The organism is Chloroflexota bacterium (assembly GCA_026389585.1).
Lineage (GTDB): Bacteria > Chloroflexota > Dehalococcoidia > UBA2247 > RBG-13-53-26 > JAPLHP01.
Genome location: JAPLHP010000099.1, coordinates 1 through 14368, shown reverse-complemented (window position 1 = coordinate 14368; position 14368 = coordinate 1). Strand labels below are relative to the sequence as shown.

Annotated in this window: 12 protein-coding genes and 1 pseudogene; 1 reads left to right on the top strand and 12 read right to left on the bottom strand. The window is 54.4% G+C overall.

Going from position 1 to position 14368, the window contains the following annotated elements; genetic code table 11:
- Window positions 1–2: 2 nt before the first annotated feature.
- Both kdpA and kdpF read right to left on the bottom strand, forming a co-directional pair.
- On the bottom strand, window positions 3–1742 hold the full coding sequence (gene kdpA / locus NTZ04_09180; protein ID MCX5992471.1) for a potassium-transporting ATPase subunit KdpA: 1740 nt from the start codon (window positions 1740–1742) through the stop codon (window positions 3–5).
- The gene (gene kdpF, locus NTZ04_09175) at window positions 1739–1831 is read right to left on the bottom strand and encodes a K(+)-transporting ATPase subunit F (GenBank protein ID MCX5992470.1); all 93 of its coding nucleotides are present in this window, start codon (window positions 1829–1831) and stop codon (window positions 1739–1741) included. The genes kdpA and kdpF overlap by 4 nt, the downstream gene beginning before the upstream one ends.
- A 459-nt stretch (window positions 1832–2290) precedes the next feature.
- On the opposite strand from kdpF, the gene NTZ04_09170 reads away from it, so the two are divergent.
- Window positions 2291–2653 (top strand): hypothetical protein, encoded by a 363-nt coding sequence (locus tag NTZ04_09170; GenBank protein ID MCX5992469.1) that lies wholly within the window; start codon window positions 2291–2293, stop codon window positions 2651–2653.
- On the opposite strand, the gene purL is transcribed toward NTZ04_09170, so the two are convergent.
- The 10 genes and pseudogenes from purL to mog all read right to left on the bottom strand — a co-directional run bounded on the left by purL (window position 2650) and on the right by mog (window position 14166).
- Entirely contained in the window at window positions 2650–4884 is a 2235-nt protein-coding gene (gene purL / locus NTZ04_09165) for a phosphoribosylformylglycinamidine synthase subunit PurL (GenBank protein ID MCX5992468.1), read from the bottom strand. The two genes, NTZ04_09170 and purL, sit on opposite strands and share 4 nt — an antisense overlap.
- 17 nt (window positions 4885–4901) lie before the next feature.
- The gene (secF, locus tag NTZ04_09160) at window positions 4902–5834 is read right to left on the bottom strand and encodes a protein translocase subunit SecF (GenBank protein MCX5992467.1); all 933 of its coding nucleotides are present in this window, start codon (window positions 5832–5834) and stop codon (window positions 4902–4904) included.
- 17 nt (window positions 5835–5851) lie between these two features.
- On the bottom strand, window positions 5852–7447 hold the full coding sequence (secD, locus tag NTZ04_09155) for a protein translocase subunit SecD (GenBank protein ID MCX5992466.1): 1596 nt from the start codon (window positions 7445–7447) through the stop codon (window positions 5852–5854).
- A gap of 62 nt (window positions 7448–7509) precedes the next feature.
- Window positions 7510–9009 (bottom strand): HD domain-containing protein, encoded by a 1500-nt coding sequence (locus tag NTZ04_09150; GenBank protein MCX5992465.1) that lies wholly within the window; start codon window positions 9007–9009, stop codon window positions 7510–7512.
- A complete protein-coding gene (def, locus tag NTZ04_09145; protein ID MCX5992464.1) occupies window positions 9006–9494 on the bottom strand; it encodes a peptide deformylase in 489 nt (162 codons plus the stop codon). Before def ends, NTZ04_09150 begins: the two co-directional genes overlap by 4 nt.
- Window positions 9495–9620: 126 nt before the next feature.
- Window positions 9621–9974, bottom strand: a complete 354-nt coding sequence (locus tag NTZ04_09140; GenBank protein MCX5992463.1) for a TM2 domain-containing protein — start codon at window positions 9972–9974, stop codon at window positions 9621–9623.
- Between the two features lie 51 nt (window positions 9975–10025).
- Window positions 10026–12458 carry a primosomal protein N' gene (gene priA / locus NTZ04_09135; protein ID MCX5992462.1) on the bottom strand — a complete coding sequence of 811 codons (2433 nt, stop codon included), beginning with the start codon at window positions 12456–12458 and terminating at the stop codon, window positions 10026–10028.
- A gap of 123 nt (window positions 12459–12581) precedes the next feature.
- Window positions 12582–12908 (bottom strand): annotated as a pseudogene (gene rplS / locus NTZ04_09130) (50S ribosomal protein L19).
- 8 nt (window positions 12909–12916) lie between these two features.
- Window positions 12917–13663, bottom strand: coding sequence for a tRNA (guanosine(37)-N1)-methyltransferase TrmD (gene trmD / locus NTZ04_09125; protein ID MCX5992461.1), 747 nt, complete (start codon window positions 13661–13663; stop codon window positions 12917–12919).
- Window positions 13664–13677: 14 nt separating this feature from the next.
- Window positions 13678–14166 (bottom strand): molybdopterin adenylyltransferase, encoded by a 489-nt coding sequence (mog, locus tag NTZ04_09120; GenBank protein MCX5992460.1) that lies wholly within the window; start codon window positions 14164–14166, stop codon window positions 13678–13680.
- Between the last annotated feature and the right edge of the window lie 202 nt (window positions 14167–14368).

Below are 14368 nucleotides of genomic sequence, written 5' to 3'. Positions count from 1 at the left end.
TGTTACCTCAACATCAGGTGTTCTACCAGAGGTCCCAGAGACAGGGCAGGCAAGAAGCTCAGGGCACCCACAATGATGACCACCGCGATAAGCCAGGCGATGAATAGCGGCCCGTGTGTGGGGAGCGTGCCAGAGGTAGAGGGCACCTTCTTCTCCCCCACCAGCGAACCGGCTATTGCCAGCGCTGCAATGGCCAGCCAGTACCGGCCGATGAGCATGGCGAAGCCAAGGGCGATATTGTAGAAGGGCGTATTCGTCCCGAGACCGGCGAAGGCACTGCCGTTGTTGTTGCCTGCTGAAGAAAAGGCGTAGAGCACCTCACTGAAGCCATGTACACCAGGATTATACACCGCCGCCCTACCCGCAGATATGGACACGGCAATTGCCGTGCCGAGTAACACGAGCAGTATCGGGATGAGGACCATGAGAGAAGCCATCTTCATCTCGTAGGAGCCGATCTTCTTGCCCAGGTATTCGGGAGTACGCCCGATCATCAGCCCCGCTACAAACACCGCAATGATGACAAAAGCCAACATGCCGTAGAGACCGGAGCCCACGCCGCCGTACACCACTTCTCCCAGTTGCATAAGCCACATTGGCACTAAGCCACCGAGCGGTGTATATGAGTCAAGCACGGAGTTCACCGAGCCGTTTGACGCCGAGGTGGTAGCGGTAGCCCACAAGGCTGAGTTGCCGATTCCGAAGCGCACCTCCTTGCCCTCCATATTGCCACCGGACTGCAGGTCGCTGGCCTTCTGGTCCACGCCAAGTTCGGTGAAAGTCGGATTACCGCGCTGTTCTGCCCAGGCAGTTACGGCCAAGCAGGCTACGAAGATAATGGTCATGGCGGCCAGTATCGCCCAGCCTTTGCGTGTATCGCCCACCACCTTGCCGAAGGTATAGCACAGCGCAGCAGGGATGAGCAGGATTGCCAGCACCTCCAGGAAGTTCGAGAGGGGGGTAGGGTTTTCAAAGGGATGCGCCGAGTTAACGTTGAAGAAGCCGCCACCGTTCGTTCCGAGCATCTTAATGGCAACCTGAGAAGCAGCCGGGCCCAGCGCCAGGATCTGCCCACCAACGCTCTGGCTGCTGACGTTGTCGGTCGACTGTAGAACTGCCACTTCGTGGGCGCCACTTAATGTCTGCACCACACCCTGCGATACCAAGACCAGTGCCAGCATAAACGAGAGAGGCAGCAGGATGTACAAAATGCCTCGAGTCATGTCAACCCAAAAATTGCCTAACATCTTGGTGGAGTGCCTCACGAAGCCACGTATCACCACCATCAGTACCGCCATGCCTATAGCTGCAGAGACAAAGTTTTGCACCGTAAGCCCAAGCATCTGGGTCAAATAGCTCATAGTGGTCTCGCCGCTGTAACTCTGCCAGTTGGTGTTGGTGACGAAGCTGGCCGCAGTGTTGAAGGCCAGATCAGGTTTAACGGCCCCCAAATGCTGGGGGTTGAGCGGCAGGACAGACTGAAGACGCTGCAGACCGTAGAGCGCCAGCAGCCCTATTAGACTGAAGAGCAGCATGGCAATGGCATAAGTCTTCCAGTCCATCTCTTCATCAGGGCGCATACCTACGATACGATAGATGAGGCGCTCGATAGGTCCGACAATACGGCCAAAGAACGTGCGTTCACCCGCATAGACGCGCGCCATATAAGCTCCCAGTGGCTTAACGAGCAACAGCAGAACAACTAGATACAGCCCGAGTTGAAGCCACGTGAGAGTCGTCATTTGAACCACTCCGGTTTCAAAAGCGCTAAGACGAGGTATACCAACAGGCCCACAGAAATTACGCCTGAAATAATGTAGAGGACGTTCATATTCACTTCATCAGGCGCTGAAAGATCAACAGCAGTCCCAGGCTCGCCAGGAAAAACAGTACGATGAGGATCAGAAAGAGCAGGTCTCTCATAGGAACCCCCTTCCCGTCATCAAATTTCCCTATTGTAGCAAAATAGAGATCAAAGGGTTGTCAAGAAAGAAGTACAGGCAGTCAAGAAAGTGTCAAGAAACAGGACTCGAAAGGCTCATCGAGGCAAGCGATGGATTCAGACTTTGAGGGCAGAATGGATGTGCCCAGAATATCCGCAGCCCAGAAACTGCACCACACTCGATTGAAAGTTGACACCAAGACACGAAAACTCTAGACTGGCCACGTCTGTTGAGTTCAAAAAGTTGAAGTGATTGCCAATAGCTCGAATTTGAAAGTGATATGATACCTGACCTGTTGGGCACTCGTAGTTTTTAGACTGTTCAAGTTGGCTAGAGCATCATAAATCTTGCTAAGACGTTTCAGAAGAACCCCCAAAAGAAGAACCTGGATATACGATACAGGAAGTCGCCCTGAAGGCTTCCGCCATTTTCTTGAGCGGGCTGGCTGTGGGGCTGTTTTGATGGGTCTCTTCGGCAGCGCGGCCGGGGCCATCTGGAGCGTTGCCCTGGGGTTTGGCCCTGGTGTCGGAGCACTCTACGGAGCACTCAGTATGGCATTCCTCGGCTTTGTGCTGGTACCATTTGGTGTACAGGCACGCGAGGCACGCGATCTGGGTTTTCCACCAGTGCTGGCCTACTTTGGATTGCTGCTGTTCGCCATGCTGATAGGATTTCTAATGTGGATTGCCCGTGCAATAGGCGGACACTAAGTCACGCTTTCACCATCTCGTATCTTTGAAGCCTCCCTCAACGTCCTCTCCAGTCCATCATGCCACATTCCCCTTGCCCGCTCTAGCCTGACGTCGATGAGCCCTTCAATTATAAACTTCTTGCCTCCCACTGACCCCAGCCTTCTCACACCGATGCCATGCCGGGTTGCTTCCCTCTTCAGGCCAGCCACCCTCGCCGGGGCCACCGATACCACAAACCTCGAAGGCATCTCACCGTAAAGAGCAGCATCTAACCTGCCTCTGATCTTCCAACCCCCTCTGAACCCGATGCCTCCGAAGAAGCAGCACTCAGCCAGGGCCACTGCCAGCCCGCCATCAGAGCAGTCATGAGCAGATTTGATCACACCGCTCCGGATCAGCGAAAGGCAGCATCGCTGCACCCCTTTTTCCAATCCCAGGTCTATCAAGGGCCTGCCGAGCACCAACCCGTGTACCAGTTCCAGATATTCACTCCCCGCCAGCCCGCCTTCATTCAGGTCTCCCAGGAGAAATACCAGGTCGCCCTCATTCTTAAAGCCGCTGGTGCAGTATCTATCCACATCATCAATCAAACCTACCATCCCTACCACAGGGGTAGGATAAACAGCTCGGCCCTTCGTCTCGTTGTACAGGCTCACATTGCCGCTGATGACGGGGACATTGAGTCGGCGGCAGGCCGCAGCCATTCCCCTTATACACTCCTTGAGCTGATAATAGATATCGGCCCTTTCCGGATTGCCAAAATTGAGGCAGTCAGTAATAGCCAGCGGCTCAGCCCCGGTGCAGACCAGGTTACGGGCCGCTTCAGCCACTGCCATCGCCCCACCATTAAAGGGGTCCAGATAGCAGTATCGTCCGTTTCCATCAGCGGTCAGGGAAATCGCCTTCATAGTGTCCTTGATGCGCAGCACCGCCCCATCGCCTCCGGGAGGCACCACCGTGTTGGTCTGTACCTGATGATCATACTGGCGGTACACCCACTCCTTGCTGGCAATATCAGGGCTCTCGAGCAACCTCAGCAGAACCGGCTGACATTCCTTCGGAGAAAGATCGGGCACAGTCTCCAGGTCAAAGCGCTGCAGTTTTGCCAGCCATACCGGTTTACGGCAGGGGACACGGTAGAGGGGAGGCTCTGACAGGAGTTTCACCGGGACATCGGCGACCACCCTTTCCCCCTCTGTGATCCGCGCCATGCCATCATCAGTGACTTGTCCTATGATGTCTGAATGCAAACCCCAGCGATCAAAAAGTCCCTTGACCTTATCTTCGCATCCTCTCCTGACAACAACCAGCATCCGTTCCTGGGACTCAGAGAGCATCACCTCATAGGGACTCATCCCCTGCTCACGGCGGGGGACCTTCGCTGTATCCACCTCTATCCCGCTGCCGCCTTTGGAGGCAGACTCCACAGCACTACTGGTCAGCCCAGCCGCTCCCAGGTCCTGCACCCCCACAATCCAGTCGGTCTCGGCCAGTTCCAGGCAGGCCTCAATGAGCAATTTCTCCAGGAAGGGATTGCCTACCTGCACGGCAGAGCGCAGCTCCCTTTGTTTCTCAAACGTCCGTGACGCCAGGCCGGAGGCACCGTGAATCCCATCCCGGCCAGTGTCCGCTCCCACCAGCATCAAAAGGTTGCCAGAGCCAGCAGCTCTTGCCGTGACCAGTCTGTCGCTTTTAACAATGCCAACGCACATGGCATTCACCAGGGGATTGTCCGAATAGAAGGGAGAGAAATAGATTTCACCGCCCACATCCGGGATGCCCAGACAATTGCCGTAGGCGGCGATTCCCCCCACCACACCGTTGAAAAGATAGCGGTTGCGGGGTTCCTTCAGGGGCCCGAATCTCAAAGAATTGAGCAGGGCAATGGGGCGAGCCCCCATAGTGAAGATGTCCCTCACAATTCCGCCTATCCCCGTGGCCGCCCCCTGGAAAGGCTCGATAGCCGAGGGGTGATTGTGGGACTCCATCTTCATCACCACCGACAGCCCATCGCCGATGTCCACCGCCCCGGCATTCTCCTCACCTGCCTTGACCAATACCCTCTTGCCTGTGGTAGGAAAGAGATTCAGCAGCAGCTTGGAGTGCTTGTAGCCGCAGTGCTCGCTCCACAGTGCGCCGAACATCCCCAGCTCTACCTCGCTGGGCTCCCTGCCCAGCCTCTGGACTATGAGCTGGTACTCTGCTTCACTGAGGGCGATTTCATCGAGGACTTCTTTGGAGACGGGCACGCCTGATGGTCTTCCTTCTATGCTCTGCTCCTCCGGAGCAAGGGGATTCTGGGAAGAAATTTAAACCATTCTCCTCTTTCCCAGACTACCAATAGCTGGCTGGCAAGGAAAGAGCTATAGACGCCGGAAGTAAAGCCAACCATCAATGCTAACATGAAGCTGGCCATCGGCCCACCCACAAACAGATACACCGCCAGGCAAGCCAGAAGGGTAGTCAACGTGGTATTTAGAGAACGGGTAAGCGTCTCAGTCAGGCTGTAATTGACGGTGACTGCAAACTCATCCGAGATGCCCTTCTTGACGTTTTCTCTGATGCGGTCGAATACCACGACGGTATCATTAACACTATAACCCACGATAGCCAGACAGGCAGTGATAAACATAGCGTTGATCTCCAGGTTAAACACTCTCCCGAAAAGAGAGAAAACTGCTAACACCACCAGGAGATCATGAACCAGGGATATGATGGCACAGGTACCATAGCGGAATGGCTTGGGCATCTTTCGGAATGCCCAGGCCATGTAAAGTGCAATACCAAGGCTGGCCACAGCTACGGCAATAACTGCATTGCGCACAGTTTCTGCCGCCACTATAGCGCTAGTGCGGCCAGAGCTTTTTGTTTCAAAGGAGCCGAGCTGCTTTAAGGAATTCGTTAAGTTATTTTGCTCCTTCTCATTCAGCAGACGAGTGCGAATCGTGAAATCGACATAATCTGCTCCTGTCGCCTCCTGAATGGTAGTTTGACCGCCAGCATATCCAGCCTCCGCTAAAGCCTGCGTTAGGCTAGCCTCGGTTATAGATGGACTAAAGCGAAGGACAAAAGAGGTACTCTCCTCGAAGTCAGCACCCAGCTTCAACCCATGCGGCAGGAAAACAGAGACAAGCCCGGCAAGGATGATTACTGCCGATACCAGGAAGAACCAACGTTTCTTGCCAACAAAATCGAACAACTCTCCCCCTCTAAACCTTAACTATCGGTTTTCTGTGCCATCCACGGGCTAAAAAGCCTTCCGCCCAGCCTGGTAGTAATGAGAAAACGAATCAAGCTATGGGTAACGGTTATGGCAGTGAACATGCTCACCGCTACACCAATGAATAAAGTTAAACCGAATCCCTTCACCTGGGAGCTTTCCGCAATGCGGCTACCTAGCCAGTATAAGACCGCGCAAGCAATGAAGGTGGTAATATTGCTGTCTCGGATAGCCGACCAGGCACGGTTGAATCCAGCTTCAGCAGCCGCTCCTATAGTGCTCCCGGCACGCAACTCCTCCTTCATCCGCTCAAAGATAAGCACGTTAGCATCTACTGCCATACCAAGCGACACAACAAAGCCACCTATCCCAGCCAAGGTCAGAGTTACCGGTATTAGCTTGAAGATGGCAAGAACTAGAGCGGTGTAAATGAGCAGGGCAACGCCAGCTAAAACCCCGAGCGCTCGATAATAGAGCACCATAAACAATATCACCACCAGTAACCCAATTACCCCAGCAATCAGCGACTTATGAACAAAATCTGCTCCCAGAGTGGCTGATATATTTTCCTCGTAGAGTGGTTGTTCTATGGGAGCTACCAACTGACCTGAAGTCAATTCAACAGCAAGCACCTGCGCCTCCTTCCAGGTGAAGCTTCCGGTGATCTCTGCGCTGCCACTCTCATAGGATGCCTGCATGATCCGGGGACTGGAGATCATCTCGCCATCGATGACAATGCCCAGCAGATTACGCGGGTCTGACCCAGTCGAGCTATAGAAGGGATAAAGCTGCGCGGCGATCTGATTGAAAATATCCGCTCCCTCTCCATTCCATTGAATACCAACGCTGATTTCACTAGTTTGACTATTGACCTGCGCGGTGGCCTTCGTCAGATAGGACCCCGTGAGTGGCTTTACTCCTGTCCCAACGGCCGGCATCCAGGAGTAGGCTCCGCTCACATCCGACCCCAGTGTTCCTGGATCAACCGTATTCCCATCCTTGTCCGTATACGTGAAAACTCCATCCTTCAAGTTCAGGATTACTACCGGGACCGGGCTGCCACTATAGATATAGAAGATACGGCTGCCCGGCACTGAGCTGTGGAAGAATGTAGTACGGCTCGGATCATCAAGATAATTCTGGAGAGTGGCTGCACTACTGCCATTAACTTCCACCTCCCTGAATTCGAGGAAGGCCGTCTGCTCTATGAGACTTTTGGCCTCATTAACATCGGCGATGCCCGGCAACTGTATCAGGATGCGGTCCTCTCCCTGCTTCTGGATGATGGGCTCAACAACCCCATATTTATTGACCCGCTTCTCAATAGTCGTGACAACCGCCTCCATGACCTGCGCCTTGTCGGCGACTGAAGCATTATCCGAGAACCTAACCTGATAGATGAGCTCGCTTCCACCCCTGAGATCCAGCCCCAGGCGCAACCCCAGGTCTTCCTTACTTCTGTTGTGCAGAACGCTGCTCCCACTGGGTGTCATTATCCAGATGGACGCGCCCAATAAGACAATGATCAACAGCAGCAACCAACGGATTCTGCCTATCCTCGGCCTTTTCTTCAATGGTCGGCGCTGCATCATGAGGTTATCTGCATGTTCCTAATTTCGGATACTCTTCCTGGAAACGGCACAAATTACGTTTATCATACCACTTTTCCAGTGGGTTTGTCTTCAGCCAACCGCCCCAGCGCAAAGGCCAGTGCTTCTTCCCTGGTCGCAATCTCGCCTGCCCCCTGGGCTTCACGTACAGCTTCCAGAAGTTCACCCACCTTCGGGCCAGGCTTCAGGCCAAGGATTTTCATCAGGTCATCCCCATCGAGCAGCTTCGGAGGCCTCACCAAAGCTTCATCTTCCTCACGCTGCGACAATACATACTCCATCAGGCCGCAATGCCGTCTCCATTCCGTCAGGTCAAGATTCGGTCCCTGAGTGGCCAGGAAATCAGCCAGAGTGAGGAACATGATATCAATGCTTACGTCACCAGTATCACGGAAATAGCGGTAGATAGCCCGGCGGGTAGGCATTCCATGGTCACCCCCCATCTGCCACAGCCGCAGATGGGCCTCTATCATCTTCTGCACCATTCCTGTTTCTCTGTTGCTGAATCTGAGCCGCTGGAGGATACCGCCAGCTATCGCCCCCCCCTCCTTGGTGTGCCCCAGGAAGCGGGCCCTGCCATCCGCCTCCATAGTCTTGGTTTGTGGCTTGGCAATATCGTGGAGAAGGGCAGCCAGCTTCATCAGAACAGCCCTGGTCACACCAATGCCGATCTCTTCCTCAAAACCCTCAATATGGGGCACCAGGTGCGGGGCAAGGGCAAGAAGTTCAATTTCTTTCTCCCTGTTTAGCAGCCGTTCCAGAGCAGCTACCGTCTCTATCGAGTGGTGAAATACGTCCCAATAATGTTCTCTGGGCTGCTCTACCCCCTTCGTCGCGGCCAGCTCAGGGACAATGGCAGTCAGCAATCCCAGGCGGTCCAGATAGAATAGAAAACGGGCCGCATTCCGGCTGGCGAGTATTCGGCAGAGTTCCTCTCTCACCCTCTCACCAGCCACCTGGCGGATAAGCTGGCTCTGTTTGCTGAGCAGGACTTCGGTCTCCCCCTCTATCGTAAAACCATATCCCGCTGCCAGCCTCACCGCCCTTATCAGGCGGGCCGGGTCATTTTCAAAGGCAGTATCACCCACTGCTCTGATTAACCTCTTCTCCAGGTCTCGCTTCCCCTGGAAGGGGTCAATCAAGGAAGCAGAGCTGCCCTCTCCCGCTTCCCTCAAATCAATCGCCATAGCATCGATGGTGAAGTCGCGGCGGGAAAGGTCTGCCTCAATGCTTCCTCGAATAGTTGAGATGTCAAGATGCCACTGAGCCTCTCCGGCTGCGTCACCGACAGTCACTACTACCCTGGCTATCCCGTTGGCCTCATCTAAAAGCACATACCTGCCATGAAGCGCCTCCGCCAGCTTCTGTGCCACTTGTGGAGCCGCCCCTGCCACGGCTATATCAATGTCACTGGTAGCCCGACCGAGCAACGTGTCACGAATGTATCCGCCAACGAGATAAGAATCGATGCCCTCTCGAACAAGAAGATCCGCTGCCCCCGCCAGTATCGAAGGGACATCCCTCCCCAAAGAAACCCTGGTCATAAGCCTTGCTCTTCTTCAGGCTCAATTTTATACAGCTCATCCGTACTCTTCAGGTGGTCTATATACAGCACCCCATTGAGGTGGTCCAATTCATGTTCCAGAACCTGGGCCATGAGCTCTGTACCCTTTATGCGAGTCTCTTTCCCACTGCGATCGCGTGCCTTGACTATCACTGAAACCGAGCGTTTAATCTCCCCTCTGTATCCCGGTACGCTGAGGCAGCCTTCCTCTAAAACGCGCTCCCCTGACCTCCTGACGATCTCCGGATTAACCAGCACGATGGGCTCCTCATCAGGGAGTCCGATCACAGCTATTCGCAGAGAAATGCCAACCTGTGGAGCAGCCAATCCCACACCACAGGCGGCCGGCATAGTCTCCAGCATATCGTCAATCAGTTTCTGTACCGACCCATCGAGGTTGCTTACTCGCTTGGCTTTCCGTCGCAACACTGGGTCAGGAGCAAAACGGAGTGGCAAAACCGCCATCCTGAAGCCTCCTGGAAATGTATAGTCTCACAAGAAGAATTATAGGTTTGTGCGATCGAACCCGCAAATCTACGGACTGGCTAGAATGACATCCGAGAGATGGCTTCTGGCAAGACCTGGCTGATCCTACCAGTGCTTAATGATCCTACCTTCAGCATCCTTGGCATATCCTGATACCGCATAGATGAAGTCGACCAGCGCCCAGATCCACACAGGTATAAGAAGAATCAATCCCAGGCCAAAGATCCATATGGTGGCCCACCCCACGATACCCATAACAAGCATTACGACTGCCGTGCCAATCTTGCCCGTATAGAACCGATGTGCCCCGAATTGCCCCAGGAACCAGGCAAACAGAGTAGCAGCCAACCTCGATTTCGGTGATATGCCTTCCATCGACTCTGCCGCCAGCCTTGTACCGCAATTGGGGCAGAATGCCGTATTATCTGTTATCTCTTTCCCGCAGTTCCTGCAAAACATCGTCGCCCTCCTTTGTCAATCACTTGCCTTCGCACAGGACACAAGAGGTCATCATAACAGGCCAATCGGATCGACGTCCACTACCCAGCCTCGCGGCAAAGGCAGGCCGGCCAGGAGACGGGTGGGATCAGCGCCCCGCAATATGATCTGCCACCGGTATCGCCCTCGTATCCTCCCGAAGAACATTGGGGAAGGACCGATCAGGTTTACATCTATACCCTCAGAGTTCCTCTTTGCCATTAGTCGCTGATGCATTCTCTCCGCCCCGTGACGGCACATCTCAGCATTAGTATGCGTATGAACAAGAGAAACCAACCGGCTGAAAGGAGGATTCTTATACTGCCGCCGATAGCCGATCTCCTGACGGTAGAAGGAGGCATAATCTTGCCTTGCGCCACTGGTAATGGCATAGTGCTCCGGAGTATATGTCTGCACCACAGCCCGCCCCGGACTGGAACCGCGTCCGGCCCTCCCCGCCACCTGGCTCAGGAGTTGGAAGGTGCGCTCACAGGAGCGAATATCAGGAAAATGAAGCGCCGTGTCAGCCGAGATTACCCCCACCAGGGTTACCAGGGGCAGGTCCAGCCCCTTGGCAATCATCTGCGTCCCGATAAGGATGTCCGCCTGATGAGAGAGGAACTTGTTCAGGATCCTCTCGTGTGCGTCTTTCCCTCCGGTGGCGTCACGGTCCCAGCGTAGTAACCTCGCTTCAGGGAAGGCTTGGGCTATCTCCTCTGCCACCCTCTGGGTTCCTATACCCAGGAATCTGATCCGCCTGCTTGAGCACTCGGGGCAGACCGTGGGAACCGGCTTTCTGTAGTTGCACTGGTGACAGACCAGTGTCTCCTCCTCAGCATGATACGTCAGCGCTAAGTCGCAGCGATGGCACCTCAGTACAAAACCACAATTCCGGCACTGGACAAAAGTGGCAGTGCCCCGCCGATTGAGGAAGAGGATAACCTGCTCTTGGGCAGACAAAGTCTCGGCTACGGCCCTACTCAACAATCGACTGAAGATGCTCCGGTTTCCTGCCTTAAGCTCCTCACGCATATCCACCAGCTTCACCTCAGGGAGGGGTGACTCCCCCCTCAAGGTGATCCGCTGAGGGAGTCGCAGCAATCTGTATCTGCCTGTCTGAGCGCGATAGTAAGTTTCGACATCGGGCGTAGCACTGCCAAGGATGGTCACCGCGCCACTGAGTTCCGCCAGCTTGAGAGCCACTTCCCGGGCATGGTAGCGGGGCGATTGCTCCTGCTGCTTGTAATTCCACTCATGTTCCTCATCGATAATAATGAGCCCCAGATCCGGCTGAGGGGCAAAGATCGCCCCGCGAGGACCGATGACTACATCGAAAGCTCCTTCCCTTATCCTTTGCCACTCATCAAATTGCTCCCCCAGAGACAGTTTGCTATGGAGAACAGCCACTCGATGGGGGAAGCGAGAGGCAAAACGCTCGATCGTCTGCGGCGTAAGCGATATCTCCGGCACCAGGACAATAGCGCGCTTGCCCAGAGTCACGGCTTCTGCCAGAGCTTGCATATAGACCTCTGTTTTGCCGCTGCCGGTGACCCCATGAAGAAGAAACACCGCCGGGCTGCCCACCACTGGCTGCTTCAAGCTGATACGAATCTGATCTAAAGCTGCTTCCTGTGCCGCAGTAAGGGGTGGGGGAGCACTGGGAGAGAAGCTGCGATCCAAAAGGGGATCACGCCACACCTGGACACGCTCTATGGAAATCAACCCTTTGCCCTGCAATGCCCTGGCTACGGCAGGGGTAAAATGAGCCGCTTTCCTGACTTCTTCGAGAGAAACGGAATTCCGTCTGCTTGCGAGGAACTCGAGCAGTGCCGCTTGCTTCGGAGCTCTGGCAACCAGGCGCCTCGCCTCCTGTCTTGCTGCCTCAACATCAACTCCCAGGTGTAAATAAGGTAGAACCCTGGGCTTTACCCTCACCCCTTCCATCTCCTGGCTCCTGGTCACCAATCCCTTGCTGAGGAGCTGCCCCAGGGCCAACTTGGCCTTCTTCTTACCCAGAGCCCTCTCCAACACTCCCAGAGCTATCCTTCCCCCTCCCTCCAGGAGGTTCAGCAGTTGACTTTCTTCAGGGGTAAGTGAAGCAGAAGCCACCGAAGAATACTCGGGAGATAAATGGAAGTAGGTGACCAGCCTCCGCTCAAACCCCGGTGGAAGCATCAAGGCAACAGCATCGAAAAGAGGGGCTAGATAATACTCGCTTATCCAGCGAGCCAGTTCAATCTGAACGGGTGAGAGGAGGGGGTGGGGATCTATAACACCAACTACCTCTCTCGTTTCCTCAACTCCAGGGTAGTTGGTCAGTTGTAAGACGATACCTTGAAGCACCCTGGAACCGAAGGGGACCCAAAGCGCTTGTCCGACAGCGAGATTGACAGAGGGCGGGATGCTGTAACTGAAGGTTCGACGCTGAGCTATCGGCGAGTTAACGGCAACTTCGGCATAGCCCATGTCTCCCTTCCCATTCTTGTATTATTCCTTCGGTTCTGGCTGCCCTTCCAGCTGTTGTTCCACAATAAGCTCTTGTTCCTCTTGCGGCTCCACTTGCAGCTCCGGCGCTACTTTGGCCTTGGACTTCAACTTGGCGCGAGTGGCCTTGCTGCTAAGACCACGCAGGTAATAGAGCCTCGCCCGACGCACGTCCCCCTCCTGTATCACTTCTACCTTCTCCACATAGGGTGAATTCAGGAAAAAGGTTCGCTCCACCCCTATACCTTGAGCCATGTGCCTCACTGTGAAGTTGGCACTATTGGCACCCTTCCGCACCCGAATGACCACCCCCTGGAAGACCTGAGTGCGCTCTTTCTCGCCCTCTTTGGCCTTCACACTCACCTTCACTCTGTCACCAGGGTGAATCGGAGGAATATTCGGATTGGGTTTAGTCTCGACTAGCCAGCTAATATTCTTGGTCAATTGAACCCCCTTCTCGCCTTTATTCTGTCTGCCAGCTTCTTCTCCTCTTCAGACAAAACAGCCTTTCTGAAGAGGTCAGGACGACGCAGCAATGTGCGTTCGATAGCCTGCTCGCATCGCCATCTGGCAATCTCCTGATGATCTCCTGAAAGCAACACCGGCGGTATTTCCCATCCCCTATATACACGCGGCCGGGTATACTGCGGATATTCCAGAAAACCCCTGGCATAAGAATCATCCCCTGCCGCTTGTTCCGACCCCAGTGCGCCAGGCAGCAACCTGACTACAGCATCTACCACCACCATAGCCGCCAGTTCCCCACCAGTGATCACATATTCCCCAATACTGATCTCATCCGTAACCAGATACTGCCTCACCCTCTCATCTACCCCCTCGTAATGACCGCAAATGAGAATCAGGTTTCTTTGCTTTGACAACTCCTGCGCAATCTGATGGCAGAAGAGCCGCCCCTGTGGTGTAAGCAGGATTACCGGAACAGAGCTATCATTTATCATTCCCTTAATCGACTCCACGGCCTCAAAAAGAGGTTCGGGCTTCAGTACCATTCCTCCACCACCACCATAGGGACAATCATCTACTGTGTGATGTCTATCGTGCGCATAATCCCGGAAATTGTGAATAGCTATGCTCACCAAGCCATGATCAACCGCCCTCTTCACAATGCTCTCGCCAAAAGGGCCATCAAACATCTTTGGAAACAGGCTGACTATTTCAATGCGCATGCTGTCCCGTCCGCCTACCTCTGGGCACACTCGGCCGCTTGCCCCCTAACGGTCTCTACGGCATGAGGGAGGGCAGGCAATATTGCTTCAAGACATTCCTTTACCGCTTTAGGACTGCCGGGCAAATTGATAATCAGGGTTTTCTTGCGAATACCAGCTACAGCCCGGCTCAGCATGGCCCGAGGGGTTAACTTGAGGCCCTGTGCCCGCATTGCCTCGGTAAAACCAGGGGCAACCCTGTCCAGTATGTCAAGCGTAGCTTCCGGAGTCACATCCCTGGGCGCTAATCCGGTCCCCCCGGTGGTGAGAATAAGATCCAGGCCCTCATCAGCCCACTCCCTGAGCTTATCCGAAATAGCCTCCCTTTCGTCAGGCACAATGCTATACTTCGTCTGCCCTACCCCAAGGGAGGCCAGGCATTCCTGAATCACTTTGCCGCTCTCATCTACACGCTCTCCCCTCGATCCCTTGTCACTCACAGTAAGCACGCCTGCAGTAAACATAAAATCCTCATCGTAATCATACCATAGCAGGTTCATATTGCAAAGATTTGCATCGTAAAAGTGTGGATGTTCTACGATTATGACAGGGGTTAAGCGTTCAGGGAAAATGTCACCCTATGAAGGAGACGGTGACATTGAACAGGAAGGAACAGAAGAGGCTAATGGTCTTGAACAAGATGGGAGAGAGGTGGATGGGGGCCGG

Excerpts from the sequence above, each read along its gene's own strand:
- kdpA (MCX5992471.1), bottom strand. The coding sequence starts at position 1,742 with ATGACGACTCTCACGTGGCTTCAACTCGGGCTGTATCTAGTTGTTCTG.
- kdpF (MCX5992470.1), bottom strand. The coding sequence starts at position 1,831 with ATGAACGTCCTCTACATTATTTCAGGCGTAATTTCTGTGGGCCTGTTG.
- secD (MCX5992466.1), bottom strand. The coding sequence starts at position 7,447 with ATGATGCAGCGCCGACCATTGAAGAAAAGGCCGAGGATAGGCAGAATC.
- NTZ04_09150 (MCX5992465.1), bottom strand. The coding sequence starts at position 9,009 with ATGACCAGGGTTTCTTTGGGGAGGGATGTCCCTTCGATACTGGCGGGG.
- def (MCX5992464.1), bottom strand. The coding sequence starts at position 9,494 with ATGGCGGTTTTGCCACTCCGTTTTGCTCCTGACCCAGTGTTGCGACGG.
- NTZ04_09140 (MCX5992463.1), bottom strand. The coding sequence starts at position 9,974 with ATGTTTTGCAGGAACTGCGGGAAAGAGATAACAGATAATACGGCATTC.
- priA (MCX5992462.1), bottom strand. The coding sequence starts at position 12,458 with ATGGGCTATGCCGAAGTTGCCGTTAACTCGCCGATAGCTCAGCGTCGA.
- trmD (MCX5992461.1), bottom strand. The coding sequence starts at position 13,663 with ATGCGCATTGAAATAGTCAGCCTGTTTCCAAAGATGTTTGATGGCCCT.
- mog (MCX5992460.1), bottom strand. The coding sequence starts at position 14,166 with ATGTTTACTGCAGGCGTGCTTACTGTGAGTGACAAGGGATCGAGGGGA.